Genomic DNA, 12893 nt, shown 5'->3' with positions numbered 1-12893 from the left:
ACTCCTCACTCTACGCCCGCTCAGCCCCGCAGCGACTTGCCGAACCCCGAGGCCAGCGGCATCCGCAGCCCCAGCGGCGGCGGCGCCGCCAGCGCGTCCACGACCGGCCGCGAGTACCGGCCCGAGAACACCGCGCCGAGTACGAAGTCCACCGCCAGCGCCACCACTTCCGAGCGGTGCTCCCGCAACCCGTGGCCGTCCGAGTGCACCTCGAACCGGCAAGTAGAACGATTCGCCTTCTTCGCCCGGGCCGCCAGCCGGAACGAGGACTCCGGGTCGCTGCGCGCGTCGTTCGTGCCGTGCACGATGAGCACCTGCCGCCCCGCGAGCTGTTTCACCGGTTCAGGGGAGCCCGTGTCCGCGCCCTCGGGTAAGCAAGGGGCCAGCGCCACCACCGAGTTGACGGCCTCGTGCCCCGCCGCGCGCAGCGCCGCCCGGCCGCCCGCGCCGAAGCCGGCCAGGCACAACGGGACGTCCCCGTACAGCCGGACCGCCTCGTCCGCCGCCCACCCGGCGGCCTCCTCCCGGGGCCCGGCCCCGTGCACCACGGTGTGCGCCACCAGCCCCTGCGCCCCGCCCGCCCGGGCCAGCGCCCGCGCGAGCGGGCGTACCGGACCGGGGGCGAATCTGGACGCTCCGGGGAACAGGAGCACCACACCACTGACCGTCGAGACCGAGCCGTTCGCGCCGGCCGCCCGCCCCAGGCGGGCCCCGCGCGCCGGCGGCGCATGCTGTGCCATGGCGGAACAGTCTCAGACTGACAGGTGTACGCCACCCGTCCGTACGGTCTCTGTTACATATCGACCCCTGCTGCCGACGCGCTGCTCTACGCGCGTAGGAGTAGAGTGCCGGGATGACGAGCGAGACCCTCAACCTGCCCACCCCGGACCAGATCCGCCGCTCCCCGAAGGTGCTGCTGCACGACCACCTCGACGGTGGACTGCGTCCCGGGACCATCATCGAGCTGGCGGCAGAGGTCGGCTACGACAAGCTGCCCGAGACCGACGCCGACAAGCTGGGCGTCTGGTTCCGTGACGCCGCGGACTCCGGATCCCTCCCGCGCTACCTGGAGACGTTCGCGCACACCTGCGCCGTCATGCAGACGAAGGCGTCCCTTTTCCGGGTCGCCGCCGAATGCGCCGAGGACCTGGCCGAGGACGGCGTCGTGTACGCCGAGATCCGCTACGCCCCCGAGCAGCACCTCGAAGCGGGCCTGACCCTCGAAGAGGTCGTCGAGGCCGTGAACGACGGCTTCCGCGAGGGAGAGCGCCGCGCCAAGGCCAACGGCCACCGCATCCGCATCGGCGCCCTGCTGACCGCCATGCGCCACGCGGCCCGCGCGCTGGAGATCGCCGAGCTGGCCAACCGCTACCGCGACAACGGCGTGGTCGGCTTCGACATCGCCGGCGCCGAGGCCGGGTTCCCTCCCACTCGCCACCTCGACGCCTTCGAATACCTCAAGCGCGAGAACAACCACTTCACCATCCACGCGGGCGAGGCCTTCGGCCTCCCGTCGATCTGGCAGGCCTTGCAGTGGTGCGGCGCCGACCGCCTCGGTCACGGCGTGAAGATCATCGACGACATCGAGGTCGCCGAGGACGGCTCGGTCACCCTGGGCCGCCTGGCCTCGTACGTCCGGGACAAGCGCATCCCCCTGGAGATGTGCCCGACCTCCAACCTGCAGACCGCCGCGGCCGCCTCGTACGCCGAGCACCCCATCGGCCTGCTGCGCAAGCTGCACTTCCGGCTGACGGTCAACACCGACAACCGCCTGATGAGCGGCACCAGCATGAGCCGCGAGTTCGAGCACCTGGTCGACACCTTCGGCTACTCGCTCGACGACATGCAGTGGTTCACCGTCAATGCGATGAAGTCCGCGTTCATTCCTTTCGATGAACGACTGGCGATGATCAACGACGTGATCAAGCCGGGCTATGCGGAGCTCAAGTCCGAATGGCTGTTCCGGCAGACCGCCTCCACCAGCGGAACTGTCTCGGCCTAGGCCACGGGCTGACCCACGGAAAGCGTCCGGGAGAATCAACTCCCGGACGCTTTCTCGTATTTAAGGATGTTTGCGGGACGGGGTTTGAAGTGGCTAGTTTGCGGAGCCGCTCAGTTCCCCGTCGCAAGGACGATTTTTCATGAAGCAGTCTGCTGCCAAGTCCCTCGGTGTCGCTGTGATTGGTGCCGCCCTCGCCGCGGGCGCCGCCGGTACCGCCTCCGCCTCGGCGCTCCCCGCCGCCAGCCTGACGGACACCCTCGGCTCCCTGACCAGCGCCACCGGCTCCCTCACCGACCAGACGCAGCAGGCCGGGCAGGAGGGCGAGGCCGCCGACGCCGCCGCCCCCGTCGGCCAGCTGCTCGGCGGCCTGGCTCCGGTGGCCGGCCCGCTCGGCGCCCTCGGCTGACCGTAGCCCCGGAAATCGCACGCACGTGCCCGCGGTGCACGCCCCTTCGAGGAGGTGTGCGCCGCGTCGCGCGGTGTGCCACGATCACCACCAACTGCCCGCCGACGCAATGGGTATGAGGTTCGGTCATGCGCATCACGGCACGATTCACGGCGCCCGCGACGAGGTTCGCGCTGCTCCCCGCCCTGCTCCTCGGAGCGGTCGCGTGCGGCGGCGGTACGGACCCCTCCGCACCCGGGAAGACCCCCGACCCCAAGGGCTCCGCAGCCGCCCGCCCCTCGGGCGCGCCCGGCGCCCCGGCGGCCCCCGCCGCGCCCAAGGCCAAGGACGCGAGCCTGGAACGGGCCGCCCTCGTCCAGGGCGACCTCGCCGGCTACCAGATCTCCGCGCAGGGCAAGAACCCGAACGCCCCCGACGGCCAGCCGCAGGCCGACAAGAAGGCCTGCCAGCCGCTCGCCGACATCATGGGCGACAAGCCCGACCCGGCCGCCCGCGAGACGGTCAACCGCGGCATCGGCTCCCAGAAGCAGGTCGGACTCGCGGTCTCCGCCTCCGTCAGCTCTTACGGGGAGGCCGAGGCCAAGCGGGTCGTCGCCCGGCTGCGCGAGGCCGTCGCGGCCTGCGGTACGGGCTTCACCGCCACCGTCGAGAAGCAGACCGGCCGCTACCGGGACGTGAAGGCCGTCCCGTACAAGACGGCGGGCGACGAGACGGTCAGCTGGACCACGACCGCCACCGCCGAGGGCGTCTCGGCGCCGGTCCACCTGGTCGTCGTACGCCAGGGCGACCGGGTCGTGCGGCTGATGGCGCTGAACGTGGCCGCCGCGGACCAGAAGGCGCTGGTCCCGCAGGAAGTCGCCGACAAGCAGCTCGAAAAGGTCGGGAAGGCGGGCTGAGTCCCGCCGGAGCGCGGCTCGGGCGCCGTTCGGGCGTCCGGGGGATCTACCAGGCCGTCTGCGCCGAGCCGGCGCCGGCCTTCTCGTTCGGGAGCAGCAGCCACAGCGCCAGGTAGATGAGGAACTGCGGTCCGGGCAGCAGGCACGAGGCCACGAAGATGATCCGCATCGTGCGGGCCTTGATACCGAAACGCCGTGCGAGCCCGGCGCAGACGCCGCCGATCATCCGTCCTTCACGGGGGCGGGTAATCGCGCTCATTGTCTTCTCCTTCGTAGGGGATCGCGCTCCGGGATTTTCCCTTCCGCGATGCCTCAATACTCGCGCGGTACCGCCGAAAGGACCTCGGTCCAGGGTCCGATGCCGACCCTGGTAATTCTCGGGGTGGGCCCCTGAGACGCGTGCGTGCGGCGCAGCCGGGCGCGCAGCACGGGGACGACGGCCAGGTGGACGATCACCACCCCGGCGGTGTTCAGCAGCAGCGCGTCCACGTCCAGCACCCGTCCCGGGACGGCGGTCTGGAGCATCTCGATGCCGAGCGAGATCAGTACGGCCGCGGCCGCCGTCCGGGCCAGCGAGGACCAGGCCGCCAGCGGCCCGGGCGCCAGCCGCCCCCCGGCCAGCGGCAGCAGCACCCCCAGCGGGGCCAGCAGCGCCAGCCCCTCGCCGATCCGCTGCGCGGCCTCCAGCGGGCCGTAGGCGAGGTCCGCCCTGATGCCCTCCAGCGGCGTCAGGTTCGCGGCCGCCGCCCAGGGGACGTCCAGCGGGCTCAGGGTCAGCCATCCGACGAGCAGCAGATGCGCGGCCAGCAGGGCCCCGCTCAGGAGCCGCGAGCGGACCGGGAGCTTTGTGGCGGTGGCGGCGCTGCCGCTGCCCTCATGACGGTGCACACCTGCGAGGACGCACCCCCCGGCGGCGCCGGTTCCGGCAGCGGTGTCCGTTACGCAGTGGTTACGGCAGCTCAGCGGATGTCCCGATCGGCAGACGTGGCGGGCGGGCCGCGGTCAGCCCGTGGCCAGCAGTACGGCCAGCAGTACCGCGCCCACCACCGCCGGCGCGATGATCTCGTACGCCCACCGCACGCGGACGCCGCCCTGCGCGCCGGGCCGGCCGGCCCCGCGCTCGGCGAGCTCTCGCAGCTCGTCCACGGCCCGGTCGGCGGTGGCCCGCGTCCGCGCGGCCGGCGCCGCCGCCCCGCCGTCCTTGGCCGCCGTGCCCGTGCCGCGCAGCGCTTCCCGGCGGCTCAGCTGCCTGCCCGCCTTCTTGCGCTCGCGCAGGGACACCGGCACCGACCACAGCTGGTACTTCGACCCCTGCGCCAGCACCTCCGCCGAGTACCCGGCGCGTACCGCGTCGATGGCGGCCCAGGGCAGCTCGATGATCCGGAAGGGGTTGCGGATCCGCATCCGGTCGTCGTTGGCGAAGACGGCCGGGCGGAGGGTGAACGCCACGATCAGCGGGACGGCGACGAGCGCGACCGCGATGCCGATCCACCGCGCGCTCCCCCCGCCCCGGACGACGGCGTCCCCGCACAGCCAGGCGACCAGCGCGAGCAGCAGCACCCCGGAGACGACGGCCATGGGGGAGCGGTAGACGCGGTCGGCGTAGACCGGCTCGTGGGGGGAGGGCGTAGTCATGCCGCCGATTGTGCCGCATGGTCCGCCGGGAGGTACGGGCACGCGGCCCCGGAAGCTCCGATGACGGATCTCACGCCCATATGTGCATCGTGGGGGGTGACAGGCGCTACGCGCGTAGATATGCTCATCTGGTGACCATGCCCACCACCCTCACCGCATTCGCTGACGTGACGACGTCCGACAGCGCGCTGCGCCGCTTCCTGCACGGGCTGCCCGGCGTAGACGCAGTCGGCCTGGAGGCCCGCGCGGCCTCGCTCGGCACCCGCTCGATCAAGACGACGGCCAAGGCGTACGCCATCGACCTGGCCATCTCGATGATCGACCTGACCACGCTTGAGGGTGCGGACACCCCGGGCAAGGTCCGGGCGCTCTCCGCCAAGGCCGTCAACCCCGACCCGACCGACCGCAGCACGCCCATGACCGCCGCGGTCTGCGTCTACCCCGACATGGTGGCCACCGCCAAGGCCGCGCTGAACGGTGCCGACGTCAAGGTCGCCTCCGTCGCCACCGCCTTCCCGGCCGGACGCGCCGCCCTGCCGGTCAAGCTGGCCGACACCCGGGACGCCGTCGCCGCCGGCGCCGACGAGATCGACATGGTCATCGACCGTGGCGCCTTCCTCGCCGGCCGCTACCTGGACACGTACGAGCTGATCAAGGCCGTCAAGGAGGCCTGCGTCCGCCCCGACGGCAGCGCCGCCCGCCTCAAGGTCATCTTCGAGACCGGCGAGCTGTCGACGTACGACAACATCCGCCGCGCCTCCTGGATCGGCATGCTCGCGGGCGCCGACTTCATCAAGACCTCCACCGGCAAGGTCGGCGTCAACGCCACACCCGCCAACACCCTGCTCATGCTCGAAGCCGTACGCGACTTCAAGGCGCAGACTGGAATCCAGATCGGTGTGAAGCCGGCCGGCGGCATCCGCACCACCAAGGACGCCGTCAAGTTCCTGGTCCTGGTCAACGAGACCGCGGGCGAGGACTGGCTGACCAACGAGTGGTTCCGCTTCGGCGCCTCCAGCCTGCTGAACGACCTGCTCATGCAGCGCCAGAAGCTGAGCACCGGGCGTTACTCCGGTCCCGACTACGTGACGGTGGACTGATCACCATGGCATCCCTCTTCGAGTACGCACCGGCCCCCGAGTCCCGCTCGGTCGTCGACATCGCCCCCTCCTACGGGCTCTTCATCGACGGCGAGTTCACCGACGCCGCCGACGGCAAGGTCTTCAAGACCGTCAGCCCCTCCAGCGAGGAGGTGCTGGCCGAGGTCGCCCAGGCCGGTGCCGCCGACGTGGACCGCGCCGTCAAGGCCGCCCGCCGCGCCTTCGAGAAGTGGTCCGCGCTGCCCGGCTCCGAGCGCGCCAAGTACCTCTTCCGCATCGCCCGGATCATCCAGGAGCGCAGCCGCGAGCTGGCCGTCCTGGAGACCCTGGACAACGGCAAGCCGATCAAGGAGACCCGCGACGCGGACCTCCCCCTGGTCGCCGCGCACTTCTTCTACTACGCGGGCTGGGCCGACAAGCTCGACCACGCCGGCTACGGCGCGAACCCCCGCCCCCTCGGCGTGGCCGGCCAGGTCATCCCGTGGAACTTCCCGCTGCTGATGCTCGCGTGGAAGATCGCCCCGGCGCTCGCCACCGGCAACACCGTCGTCCTGAAGCCGGCGGAGACGACCCCCCTCTCGGCGCTGTTCTTCGCGGACATCTGCCGCCAGGCCGGCCTGCCCAAGGGCGTCGTCAACATCATCCCCGGCTACGGGGACGCGGGCGCCGAACTCGTCGCCCACCCGGACGTCGACAAGGTCGCCTTCACCGGCTCCACCGCGGTCGGCAAGGCCATCGCCCGCCAGATCGCCGGCACCGACAAGAAGGTCACCCTGGAGCTGGGCGGCAAGGGCGCCAACATCGTCTTCGACGACGCCCCCATCGACCAGGCCGTCGAGGGCATCGTCAACGGCATCTTCTTCAACCAGGGCCAGGTCTGCTGCGCGGGCTCCCGCCTCCTGGTCCAGGAGTCGATCCACGACGAGCTGCTCGACTCCCTCAAGCGCCGCCTCTCCACGCTGCGCCTGGGCGACCCGCTCGACAAGAACACCGACATCGGCGCGATCAACTCCGCCGAACAGCTCGCCCGGATCACGGCCCTGGCCGAAACCGGCGAGGCCGAGGGCGCCGAGCGCTGGTCCCCGGCCTGCGAGCTGCCGTCCGCCGGCTACTGGTTCGCCCCGACGCTCTTCACGAACGTCACCCAGGCGCACACCGTCGCCCGCGACGAGATCTTCGGCCCGGTCCTGTCCGTGCTGACCTTCCGCACCCCCGACGAGGCCGTCGCCAAGGCCAACAACAGCCAGTACGGCCTGTCCGCCGGCATCTGGACGGAGAAGGGCTCCCGCATCCTCGCGGTCGCCAACAAGCTCCGCGCGGGTGTGGTGTGGGCCAACACGTTCAACAAGTTCGACCCGACCTCGCCCTTCGGCGGCTACAAGGAGTCGGGCTTCGGCCGCGAGGGCGGCCGCCACGGCCTGGAGGGCTACCTCGCCCCGTCGAACCCGAAGGGTGAGCGCTGATGAGTGCTGTTGAGTCTTCTGCGACCCGTCTGAACGTCTTCAAGACCTACAAGCTGTACGTCGGGGGCAAGTTCCCCCGTTCCGAGAGCGGCCGGGTGTACGAGGTGACCGACTCCAAGGGCAACTGGCTGGCCAACGCCCCGCTGTCCTCCCGCAAGGACGCCCGTGACGCGGTCGTCGCCGCGCGCAAGGCCTTCGGCGGCTGGTCCGGCGCCACCGCCTACAACCGCGGCCAGATCCTCTACCGCATCGCCGAGATGCTGGAGGGCCGCCGCGAGCAGTTCGTCCGCGAGGTCGGCGAGGCCGAGGGCCTGTCGAAGTCCAAGGCCGGCGCGGTCGTGGACGCGGCCATCGACCGCTGGGTCTGGTACGCGGGCTGGACCGACAAGATCGGCCAGATCGTGGGCGGGGCCAACCCGGTCGCGGGCCCGTTCTTCAACCTCTCCACCCCGGAGCCGACCGGTGTCGTCACCGTCGTCGCCCCGCAGCAGTCGTCGTTCCTGGGCCTCGTCTCGGTGATCGCCCCGGTCATCGCGACCGGCAACACCGCGGTCGTCATCGCCAGCGAGGAGGCCCCGCTCCCCGCCCTCTCCCTGGGCGAGGCGCTGGCCACCTCCGACCTGCCCGGCGGCGTGGTCAACATCCTCTCCGGCAAGGCCGCCGAGATGGGCCCCCACCTGGCGGCCCACCAGGACGTCAACGCCATCGACCTGGCGGGCGCCGACGCGGCCCTCGCCAAGGAGCTGGAGATCGCTGCGGCCGACAACCTCAAGCGCGTCCTGCGTCCACAGCCTGTGGACGACTGGACCGCCGACCCCGGCACCCACCGGATGACGGCCTTCCTGGAGACCAAGACGGTCTGGCACCCGACGGGCTCGCTGGGCTCGGGCGGCTCCTCGTACTAGGCCGGCAGTTCTGGAACGGCCCCCGTGAGACCGGCCCTGGCAGCGAAACCCCCGAGCTGCCAGGGCCTTCACGCGTCCGCTAGCCCTTGGGGAGCACCGGCCCCAGCAGCGAGCCGACCGCCGCCGTCGGCAGCTCCTTCACCGACGGCCCCTGTGTCAGGATCCCCGTCACCATCGTGGTGCCCACGGCCGGGAAGTCCGCGACCTTCGTCGCCACCCCGTTGTCCAGCGGGTCCACCCCGGTGTTGGCGAGCGGGTTCACCTTGAGGTCCCCGAGCGGATTGGCGACCCCCGCCACCGCCGCCTGGAGGTCGGTCTCGGCCGCCTGGAGGTGCGTCTGCGAGGCCTGGGCCCCGCCGGCCGACATCGCCAGGGCCGCACCGGCCATGGACAGGCTCAGGCCGGCGGCGCGGAGCCGGTGCGGAGAGGGTTCGGGGGCTGCGTGACGGGCCATGGGTTCCTGCCTGTGGTCGTAGTCGCGTGCGCACACAGAGTAGTGGAGGCGGTCTCCCGGATTCCAACCCGCCGTGTGAGACCGGTCGCAGGGGCTGTCGGCAGTGTGTTGATACGCCGGGTAATGCCTCACACTGGTCTCCCGTGAGCTGTTCATCTCCCCTTCCCACGCGCGTCGTACTGCTGACCGGCCCCTCGGGTTCCGGCAAGTCCTCGCTCGCGGCCCGGTCGGGCCTCCCCGTACTGCGCCTGGACGACTTCTACAAAGAAGCGACGGACCCGACCCTCCCGCTGGTCGAAGGCAGCTCCGACATCGACTGGGACTCCCCGCTCTCCTGGGACGCGGACACCGCCGTCGCCGCCATCGCGGAACTCTGCGCCGCCGGCCGCACCGAAGTCCCCGTCTACTCCATCGCCTCGTCCTCCCGGACCGGCACGGAGACCCTCGACATCGACCGCACCCCGCTGTTCATCGCGGAGGGCATCTTCGCCGCCGACATCGCGGCCCGCTGCCAGGAACTGGGCCTGCTCGCCGACGCCATCTGCCTGCGCGGCCGCCCCTCGACCACCTTCCGCCGCCGCTTCCTGCGCGACCTGCGCGAAGGCCGCAAGTCCGTGCCGTTCCTGCTGCGCCGCGGCTACCGCCTGATGCGCGCCGAACGCGGCATCGTCGCCCGCCACGTCGCCCTCGGCGCCCACGCCTGCGGCCGCGACGAGGCCCTCGGCCGGCTGGCCGCCGCTGCCGCCGGCCGCCACCGCACCCCCACCGCCATCTGACGGACCCGGCGACGGCACCCCGGCCCCCCCCCGGAACCCACCGGAAACTCCCGGAAACTCCCGGACAAAGTGAAAAGGCGGGATCACGCGGACCCCCGGCCGCTTGATCCCGCCTCTTCTCCCCCTGCGGCCCCCGTCCCACCCCCGTAGGACGGACCCCCTGGCCCCATGGTCTTTCCGGTTACGCGACGAGCTCCCCGAAGGACTCCGACTCGTCACGCCCGAAGCTCAGCACCTCGTCCTCGCGCAGCCGGCGCAGCGAGCGCCAGATGCTCGACTTCACGGTGCCGACGCTGATGCCCAGGATCTCCGCGATCTCCGGGTCCGTACGGCCCTCGTAGTAGCGCAGCACCAGCATCGTGCGCTGCGGCTCCGGGATCCGGGCCAGCGCCTGCCACAGCACCGCGCGCAGCTCCGTACCGCGCATCGCGTCCGTGTCCGACGCCGTCTCCGGCAGCTCCTCGGTCGGGTACTCGTTCAGCTTCCGCCGGCGCCAGGCACTGATGTGCAGGTTCGTCATCGTGCGGCGCAGGTACCCGCCCACCGCGGCCTTGTCGCTGATCCGGTCCCAGGCGCGGTACGTGGAGAACAGCGCGCTCTGCAGCAGGTCCTCGGCCTCGTGGCGGTCGCCGGTGAGGTGGAAGGCCGTCGCGTACAGCGCCGCCCGCCGCTCCTGGACGTACGCCGTGAACTCCGCCTCCGACGTGGAGGAGGGGGCCGGCGCCGTGCGCTGCGCGGGAACCGCCTGGTACTGCTTCGCGTCAATGGCTGTGACGTGTGCCGGCCGCTGACGGGCGACCGTCACCGTACGGACACCCGCCCGGCGGTTCACATCGTGCAGCCGCGTGACGACCGCGCTGGTCGTGGTGCTGTGCAGCGTGTTCATCTCGCGCCCCCCGTCGTGGAGTCTGCTTCGGTCCGTCGTGTCGATGAGAAAAGACTGCCCGCCGGGTATAACCAGGGTGTCCGCCGACTGTCACAGGCCTGTCACAGCCACCCGTGCGCCAGACCGTGGCGCGATTGCGCCCCTCGCGATTGCCACCGTCCCGACGGTCGAAGTGCGGACGGCCGATGGGACAGAATGAGCCCGTGCCTTTCCTGTTGCTGATCGAGGACGACGACGCCATCCGCACGGCCCTCGAACTCTCCCTGTCACGCCAGGGCCACCGAGTGGCCACCGCGGCGACGGGCGAGGACGGCCTGAAACTGCTGCGCGAGCAGCGGCCGGACCTGATCGTGCTCGACGTCATGCTGCCCGGGATCGACGGCTTCGAGGTGTGCCGGCGGATCCGCCGCACCGACCAGCTGCCGATCATCCTGCTCACCGCGCGCAGCGACGACATCGATGTCGTCGTCGGCCTGGAGTCCGGAGCCGACGACTACGTCGTCAAGCCCGTCCAGGGGCGCGTGCTCGACGCGCGCATCCGGGCCGTGCTGCGCCGCGGCGAACGCGAGGCGAGCGACTCCGCCACCTTCGGGTCCCTCGTCATCGACCGGTCCGCGATGACCGTGACGAAGAACGGCGAGGACCTCCAGCTCACCCCGACCGAGCTGAGGCTGCTGCTGGAACTCAGCCGCCGCCCCGGCCAGGCGCTCTCCCGCCAGCAGCTGCTGCGGCTGGTGTGGGAGCACGACTACCTCGGGGACTCGCGGCTCGTCGACGCCTGCGTGCAGCGGCTGCGCGCCAAGGTCGAGGAAGTGCCCTCCTCGCCCACGCTGATCCGTACCGTCCGGGGTGTCGGCTACCGGCTGGACTCCCCACAGTGACCAAGGCCCTGTTCGCGGGCCGGCGCTGGACCAGCCTGCGGCTGCGCCTCCTCGTCGTGTTCGCGCTCGTCGCGCTGGTGGCCGCGGTCTCCGCGTCCGGCATCGCGTACTGGCTCAACCGCGAGGCCGTGCTCACCCGTACCCAGGACGCGGCCCTCGGCGACTTCCGCCAGGAGATGCAGAACCGGGCCGCGGCACTGCCCGCCGACCCGACGCCCGAGGAGATACAGCGCACCGCCGAGCTGATGGCGGGCAGCAGCCCCGGGTACAGCGTGCTGCTCGTCCACGAACGCAAGGACGGCCGCAAGGTCATCGGCGCCGCCGGCGCGGTCCCCTTCGGGCTGAACGACGTACCGAAGTCCCTCCAGTACGCCGTCAACGACCGGCAGAAGACCACCGCCGCCAACGACGCCGAGTACCACATGTACTGGCAGCGGACGAAGCCGCAGGGCAACCCGTACCTGGTCGGCGGCACCCGGATCGTGGGCGGCGGCCCCACCGGCTACATGTACAAGTCCCTCGCCACCGAACGGGACGACCTCAACGCGCTCGGCTGGTCCCTGACCATCGCCACGGGCCTGGCCCTGCTCGGGTCCGCGCTGCTCGCGCAGGGCGCGGCACGCACCGTCCTGAAGCCCGTACAGCGCCTCGGAGACGCGGCACGACGCCTCGGCGAAGGCGAGCTCGACCACCGGCTCGACGTGTCGGGGACCGACGAACTCGCCGACCTGGCGAGGACGTTCAACCGCACGGCGGAGGCGCTGGAGAAGAAGGTCGCCGACATGAGCGCCCGCGAGGAGGCCAGTCGGCGCTTCGTGGCCGACATGTCGCACGAACTGCGCACACCGCTCACGGCACTGACGGCGGTCGCCGAGGTGCTGGAGGAGGAGGTCGAGGACCTCGACCCGATGATCGCCCCGGCGGTGGGCCTGGTGGTGAGCGAGACGCGCCGGCTGAACGACCTGGTGGAGAACCTGATGGAGGTCACCCGCTTCGACGCGGGAACGGCCCGGCTGGTGCTGGACGACGTGAACGTCGCCGACCAGGTCACCGCCTGCATCGACGCGCGGGCCTGGCTGGACGCGGTCGAACTCGACGCCGGCCGCGGGATCGTGGCACGCCTCGACCCGCGCCGCCTGGACGTCATCCTCGCCAACCTCATCGGCAACGCGCTCAAGCACGGCGGCTCGCCGGTGCGGGTGTCGGTGTGCGTGGAGGGGGAGTGGCTGGTCATCGCGGTCAGGGACAACGGGCCGGGCATCCCGGAGGAAGTGCTGCCGCACGTCTTCGACCGCTTCTACAAGGCGAGCGCGTCCCGGCCGAAGTCGGACGGCAGCGGGCTCGGCCTGTCGATCGCGATGGAGAACGCCCACATCCACGGCGGCGACATCACCGCCGCGAACGGGCCGGAAGGCGGGGCCGTGTTCACGCTGCGGCTCCCGATGGACGTGGGGGCGGTGATCGCCGGTGGCGGCGTGGAGGCGTAGGG

Annotated in this window: 15 protein-coding genes; 9 read left to right on the top strand and 6 right to left on the bottom strand. The window is 71.6% G+C overall.

The window, feature by feature from the left end:
- Nucleotides 1-20: 20 nt before the first annotated feature.
- Nucleotides 21-740, bottom strand: coding sequence for an alpha/beta hydrolase (locus ACZ597_RS04080; protein ID WP_471324593.1), 720 nt, complete (start codon nucleotides 738-740; stop codon nucleotides 21-23).
- A gap of 113 nt (nucleotides 741-853) precedes the next feature.
- On the opposite strand from ACZ597_RS04080, the gene ACZ597_RS04075 reads away from it, so the two are divergent.
- The 3 genes from ACZ597_RS04075 to ACZ597_RS04065 all read left to right on the top strand — a co-directional run bounded on the left by ACZ597_RS04075 (nucleotide 854) and on the right by ACZ597_RS04065 (nucleotide 3304).
- On the top strand, nucleotides 854-2002 hold the full coding sequence (locus ACZ597_RS04075) for an adenosine deaminase (RefSeq protein WP_471324590.1): 1149 nt from the start codon (nucleotides 854-856) through the stop codon (nucleotides 2000-2002).
- A gap of 139 nt (nucleotides 2003-2141) precedes the next feature.
- Nucleotides 2142-2408 carry a hypothetical protein gene (locus tag ACZ597_RS04070; RefSeq protein ID WP_471324587.1) on the top strand — a complete coding sequence of 89 codons (267 nt, stop codon included), beginning with the start codon at nucleotides 2142-2144 and terminating at the stop codon, nucleotides 2406-2408.
- 128 nt (nucleotides 2409-2536) lie between these two features.
- Nucleotides 2537-3304: a hypothetical protein gene (locus ACZ597_RS04065; protein WP_471324584.1), complete on the top strand. Its 768-nt coding sequence runs from the start codon at nucleotides 2537-2539 to the stop codon at nucleotides 3302-3304.
- Nucleotides 3305-3350: 46 nt separating this feature from the next.
- Here the strand turns inward: ACZ597_RS04065 and ACZ597_RS04060 are convergent, their stop codons facing one another.
- The 3 genes from ACZ597_RS04060 to ACZ597_RS04050 all read right to left on the bottom strand — a co-directional run bounded on the left by ACZ597_RS04060 (nucleotide 3351) and on the right by ACZ597_RS04050 (nucleotide 4939).
- A complete protein-coding gene (locus tag ACZ597_RS04060; RefSeq protein ID WP_471324581.1) occupies nucleotides 3351-3563 on the bottom strand; it encodes a PspC domain-containing protein in 213 nt (70 codons plus the stop codon).
- 53 nt (nucleotides 3564-3616) lie between these two features.
- A complete protein-coding gene (locus ACZ597_RS04055) occupies nucleotides 3617-4192 on the bottom strand; it encodes a VanZ family protein (protein WP_471324578.1) in 576 nt (191 codons plus the stop codon).
- A gap of 114 nt (nucleotides 4193-4306) precedes the next feature.
- On the bottom strand, nucleotides 4307-4939 hold the full coding sequence (locus ACZ597_RS04050; protein WP_471324575.1) for a PH domain-containing protein: 633 nt from the start codon (nucleotides 4937-4939) through the stop codon (nucleotides 4307-4309).
- Between the two features lie 137 nt (nucleotides 4940-5076).
- Between ACZ597_RS04050 and deoC the strand changes: the two genes are divergently transcribed.
- The 3 genes from deoC to ACZ597_RS04035 are packed head-to-tail and all read left to right on the top strand — an operon-like array spanning nucleotide 5077 to nucleotide 8407.
- Entirely contained in the window at nucleotides 5077-6039 is a 963-nt protein-coding gene (gene deoC, locus ACZ597_RS04045; RefSeq protein ID WP_471325141.1) for a deoxyribose-phosphate aldolase, read from the top strand.
- Between the two features lie 5 nt (nucleotides 6040-6044).
- Entirely contained in the window at nucleotides 6045-7502 is a 1458-nt protein-coding gene (locus ACZ597_RS04040) for an aldehyde dehydrogenase family protein (RefSeq protein WP_471324572.1), read from the top strand.
- Nucleotides 7502-8407 carry an aldehyde dehydrogenase family protein gene (locus ACZ597_RS04035; protein ID WP_471324570.1) on the top strand — a complete coding sequence of 302 codons (906 nt, stop codon included), beginning with the start codon at nucleotides 7502-7504 and terminating at the stop codon, nucleotides 8405-8407. The genes ACZ597_RS04040 and ACZ597_RS04035 overlap by 1 nt, the downstream gene beginning before the upstream one ends.
- Nucleotides 8408-8486: 79 nt before the next feature.
- Here the strand turns inward: ACZ597_RS04035 and ACZ597_RS04030 are convergent, their stop codons facing one another.
- A complete protein-coding gene (locus ACZ597_RS04030) occupies nucleotides 8487-8861 on the bottom strand; it encodes a hypothetical protein (RefSeq protein WP_471324568.1) in 375 nt (124 codons plus the stop codon).
- Nucleotides 8862-9004: 143 nt separating this feature from the next.
- Here ACZ597_RS04030 and ACZ597_RS04025 point away from each other — a divergent pair, with 143 nt between their 5' ends.
- Complete coding sequence (locus tag ACZ597_RS04025; RefSeq protein WP_471324566.1) at nucleotides 9005-9637, top strand: uridine kinase family protein; 633 nt, start codon at nucleotides 9005-9007, stop codon at nucleotides 9635-9637.
- A gap of 181 nt (nucleotides 9638-9818) precedes the next feature.
- On the opposite strand, the gene ACZ597_RS04020 is transcribed toward ACZ597_RS04025, so the two are convergent.
- Nucleotides 9819-10523, bottom strand: a complete 705-nt coding sequence (locus ACZ597_RS04020; protein WP_471324564.1) for a SigE family RNA polymerase sigma factor — start codon at nucleotides 10521-10523, stop codon at nucleotides 9819-9821.
- A 203-nt stretch (nucleotides 10524-10726) separates the two neighbouring features.
- Here ACZ597_RS04020 and afsQ1 point away from each other — a divergent pair, with 203 nt between their 5' ends.
- Both afsQ1 and ACZ597_RS04010 read left to right on the top strand, forming a co-directional pair.
- The gene (afsQ1, locus tag ACZ597_RS04015) at nucleotides 10727-11404 is read left to right on the top strand and encodes a two-component system response regulator AfsQ1 (protein WP_470967296.1); all 678 of its coding nucleotides are present in this window, start codon (nucleotides 10727-10729) and stop codon (nucleotides 11402-11404) included.
- The gene (locus tag ACZ597_RS04010) at nucleotides 11401-12891 is read left to right on the top strand and encodes a sensor histidine kinase (protein WP_471324561.1); all 1491 of its coding nucleotides are present in this window, start codon (nucleotides 11401-11403) and stop codon (nucleotides 12889-12891) included. The genes afsQ1 and ACZ597_RS04010 overlap by 4 nt, the downstream gene beginning before the upstream one ends.
- Nucleotides 12892-12893: the final 2 nt, after the last annotated feature.

This window comes from Streptomyces sp. NPDC040718 (assembly GCF_055593565.1).
The sequence above is the reverse complement of the archived record's forward strand: the minus strand, read 5'-3'. Positions and strand labels throughout refer to the sequence as shown.

Excerpts from the sequence above, each read along its gene's own strand:
- ACZ597_RS04065 (WP_471324584.1), top strand. The coding sequence starts at position 2,537 with ATGCGCATCACGGCACGATTCACGGCGCCCGCGACGAGGTTCGCGCTG.
- ACZ597_RS04020 (WP_471324564.1), bottom strand. The coding sequence starts at position 10,523 with ATGAACACGCTGCACAGCACCACGACCAGCGCGGTCGTCACGCGGCTG.
- ACZ597_RS04040 (WP_471324572.1), top strand. The coding sequence starts at position 6,045 with ATGGCATCCCTCTTCGAGTACGCACCGGCCCCCGAGTCCCGCTCGGTC.
- ACZ597_RS04035 (WP_471324570.1), top strand. The coding sequence starts at position 7,502 with ATGAGTGCTGTTGAGTCTTCTGCGACCCGTCTGAACGTCTTCAAGACC.
- ACZ597_RS04070 (WP_471324587.1), top strand. The coding sequence starts at position 2,142 with ATGAAGCAGTCTGCTGCCAAGTCCCTCGGTGTCGCTGTGATTGGTGCC.
- ACZ597_RS04075 (WP_471324590.1), top strand. The coding sequence starts at position 854 with ATGACGAGCGAGACCCTCAACCTGCCCACCCCGGACCAGATCCGCCGC.
- ACZ597_RS04030 (WP_471324568.1), bottom strand. The coding sequence starts at position 8,861 with ATGGCCCGTCACGCAGCCCCCGAACCCTCTCCGCACCGGCTCCGCGCC.
- ACZ597_RS04080 (WP_471324593.1), bottom strand. The coding sequence starts at position 740 with ATGGCACAGCATGCGCCGCCGGCGCGCGGGGCCCGCCTGGGGCGGGCG.
- ACZ597_RS04050 (WP_471324575.1), bottom strand. The coding sequence starts at position 4,939 with ATGACTACGCCCTCCCCCCACGAGCCGGTCTACGCCGACCGCGTCTAC.
- ACZ597_RS04060 (WP_471324581.1), bottom strand. The coding sequence starts at position 3,563 with ATGAGCGCGATTACCCGCCCCCGTGAAGGACGGATGATCGGCGGCGTC.
- deoC (WP_471325141.1), top strand. The coding sequence starts at position 5,077 with ATGCCCACCACCCTCACCGCATTCGCTGACGTGACGACGTCCGACAGC.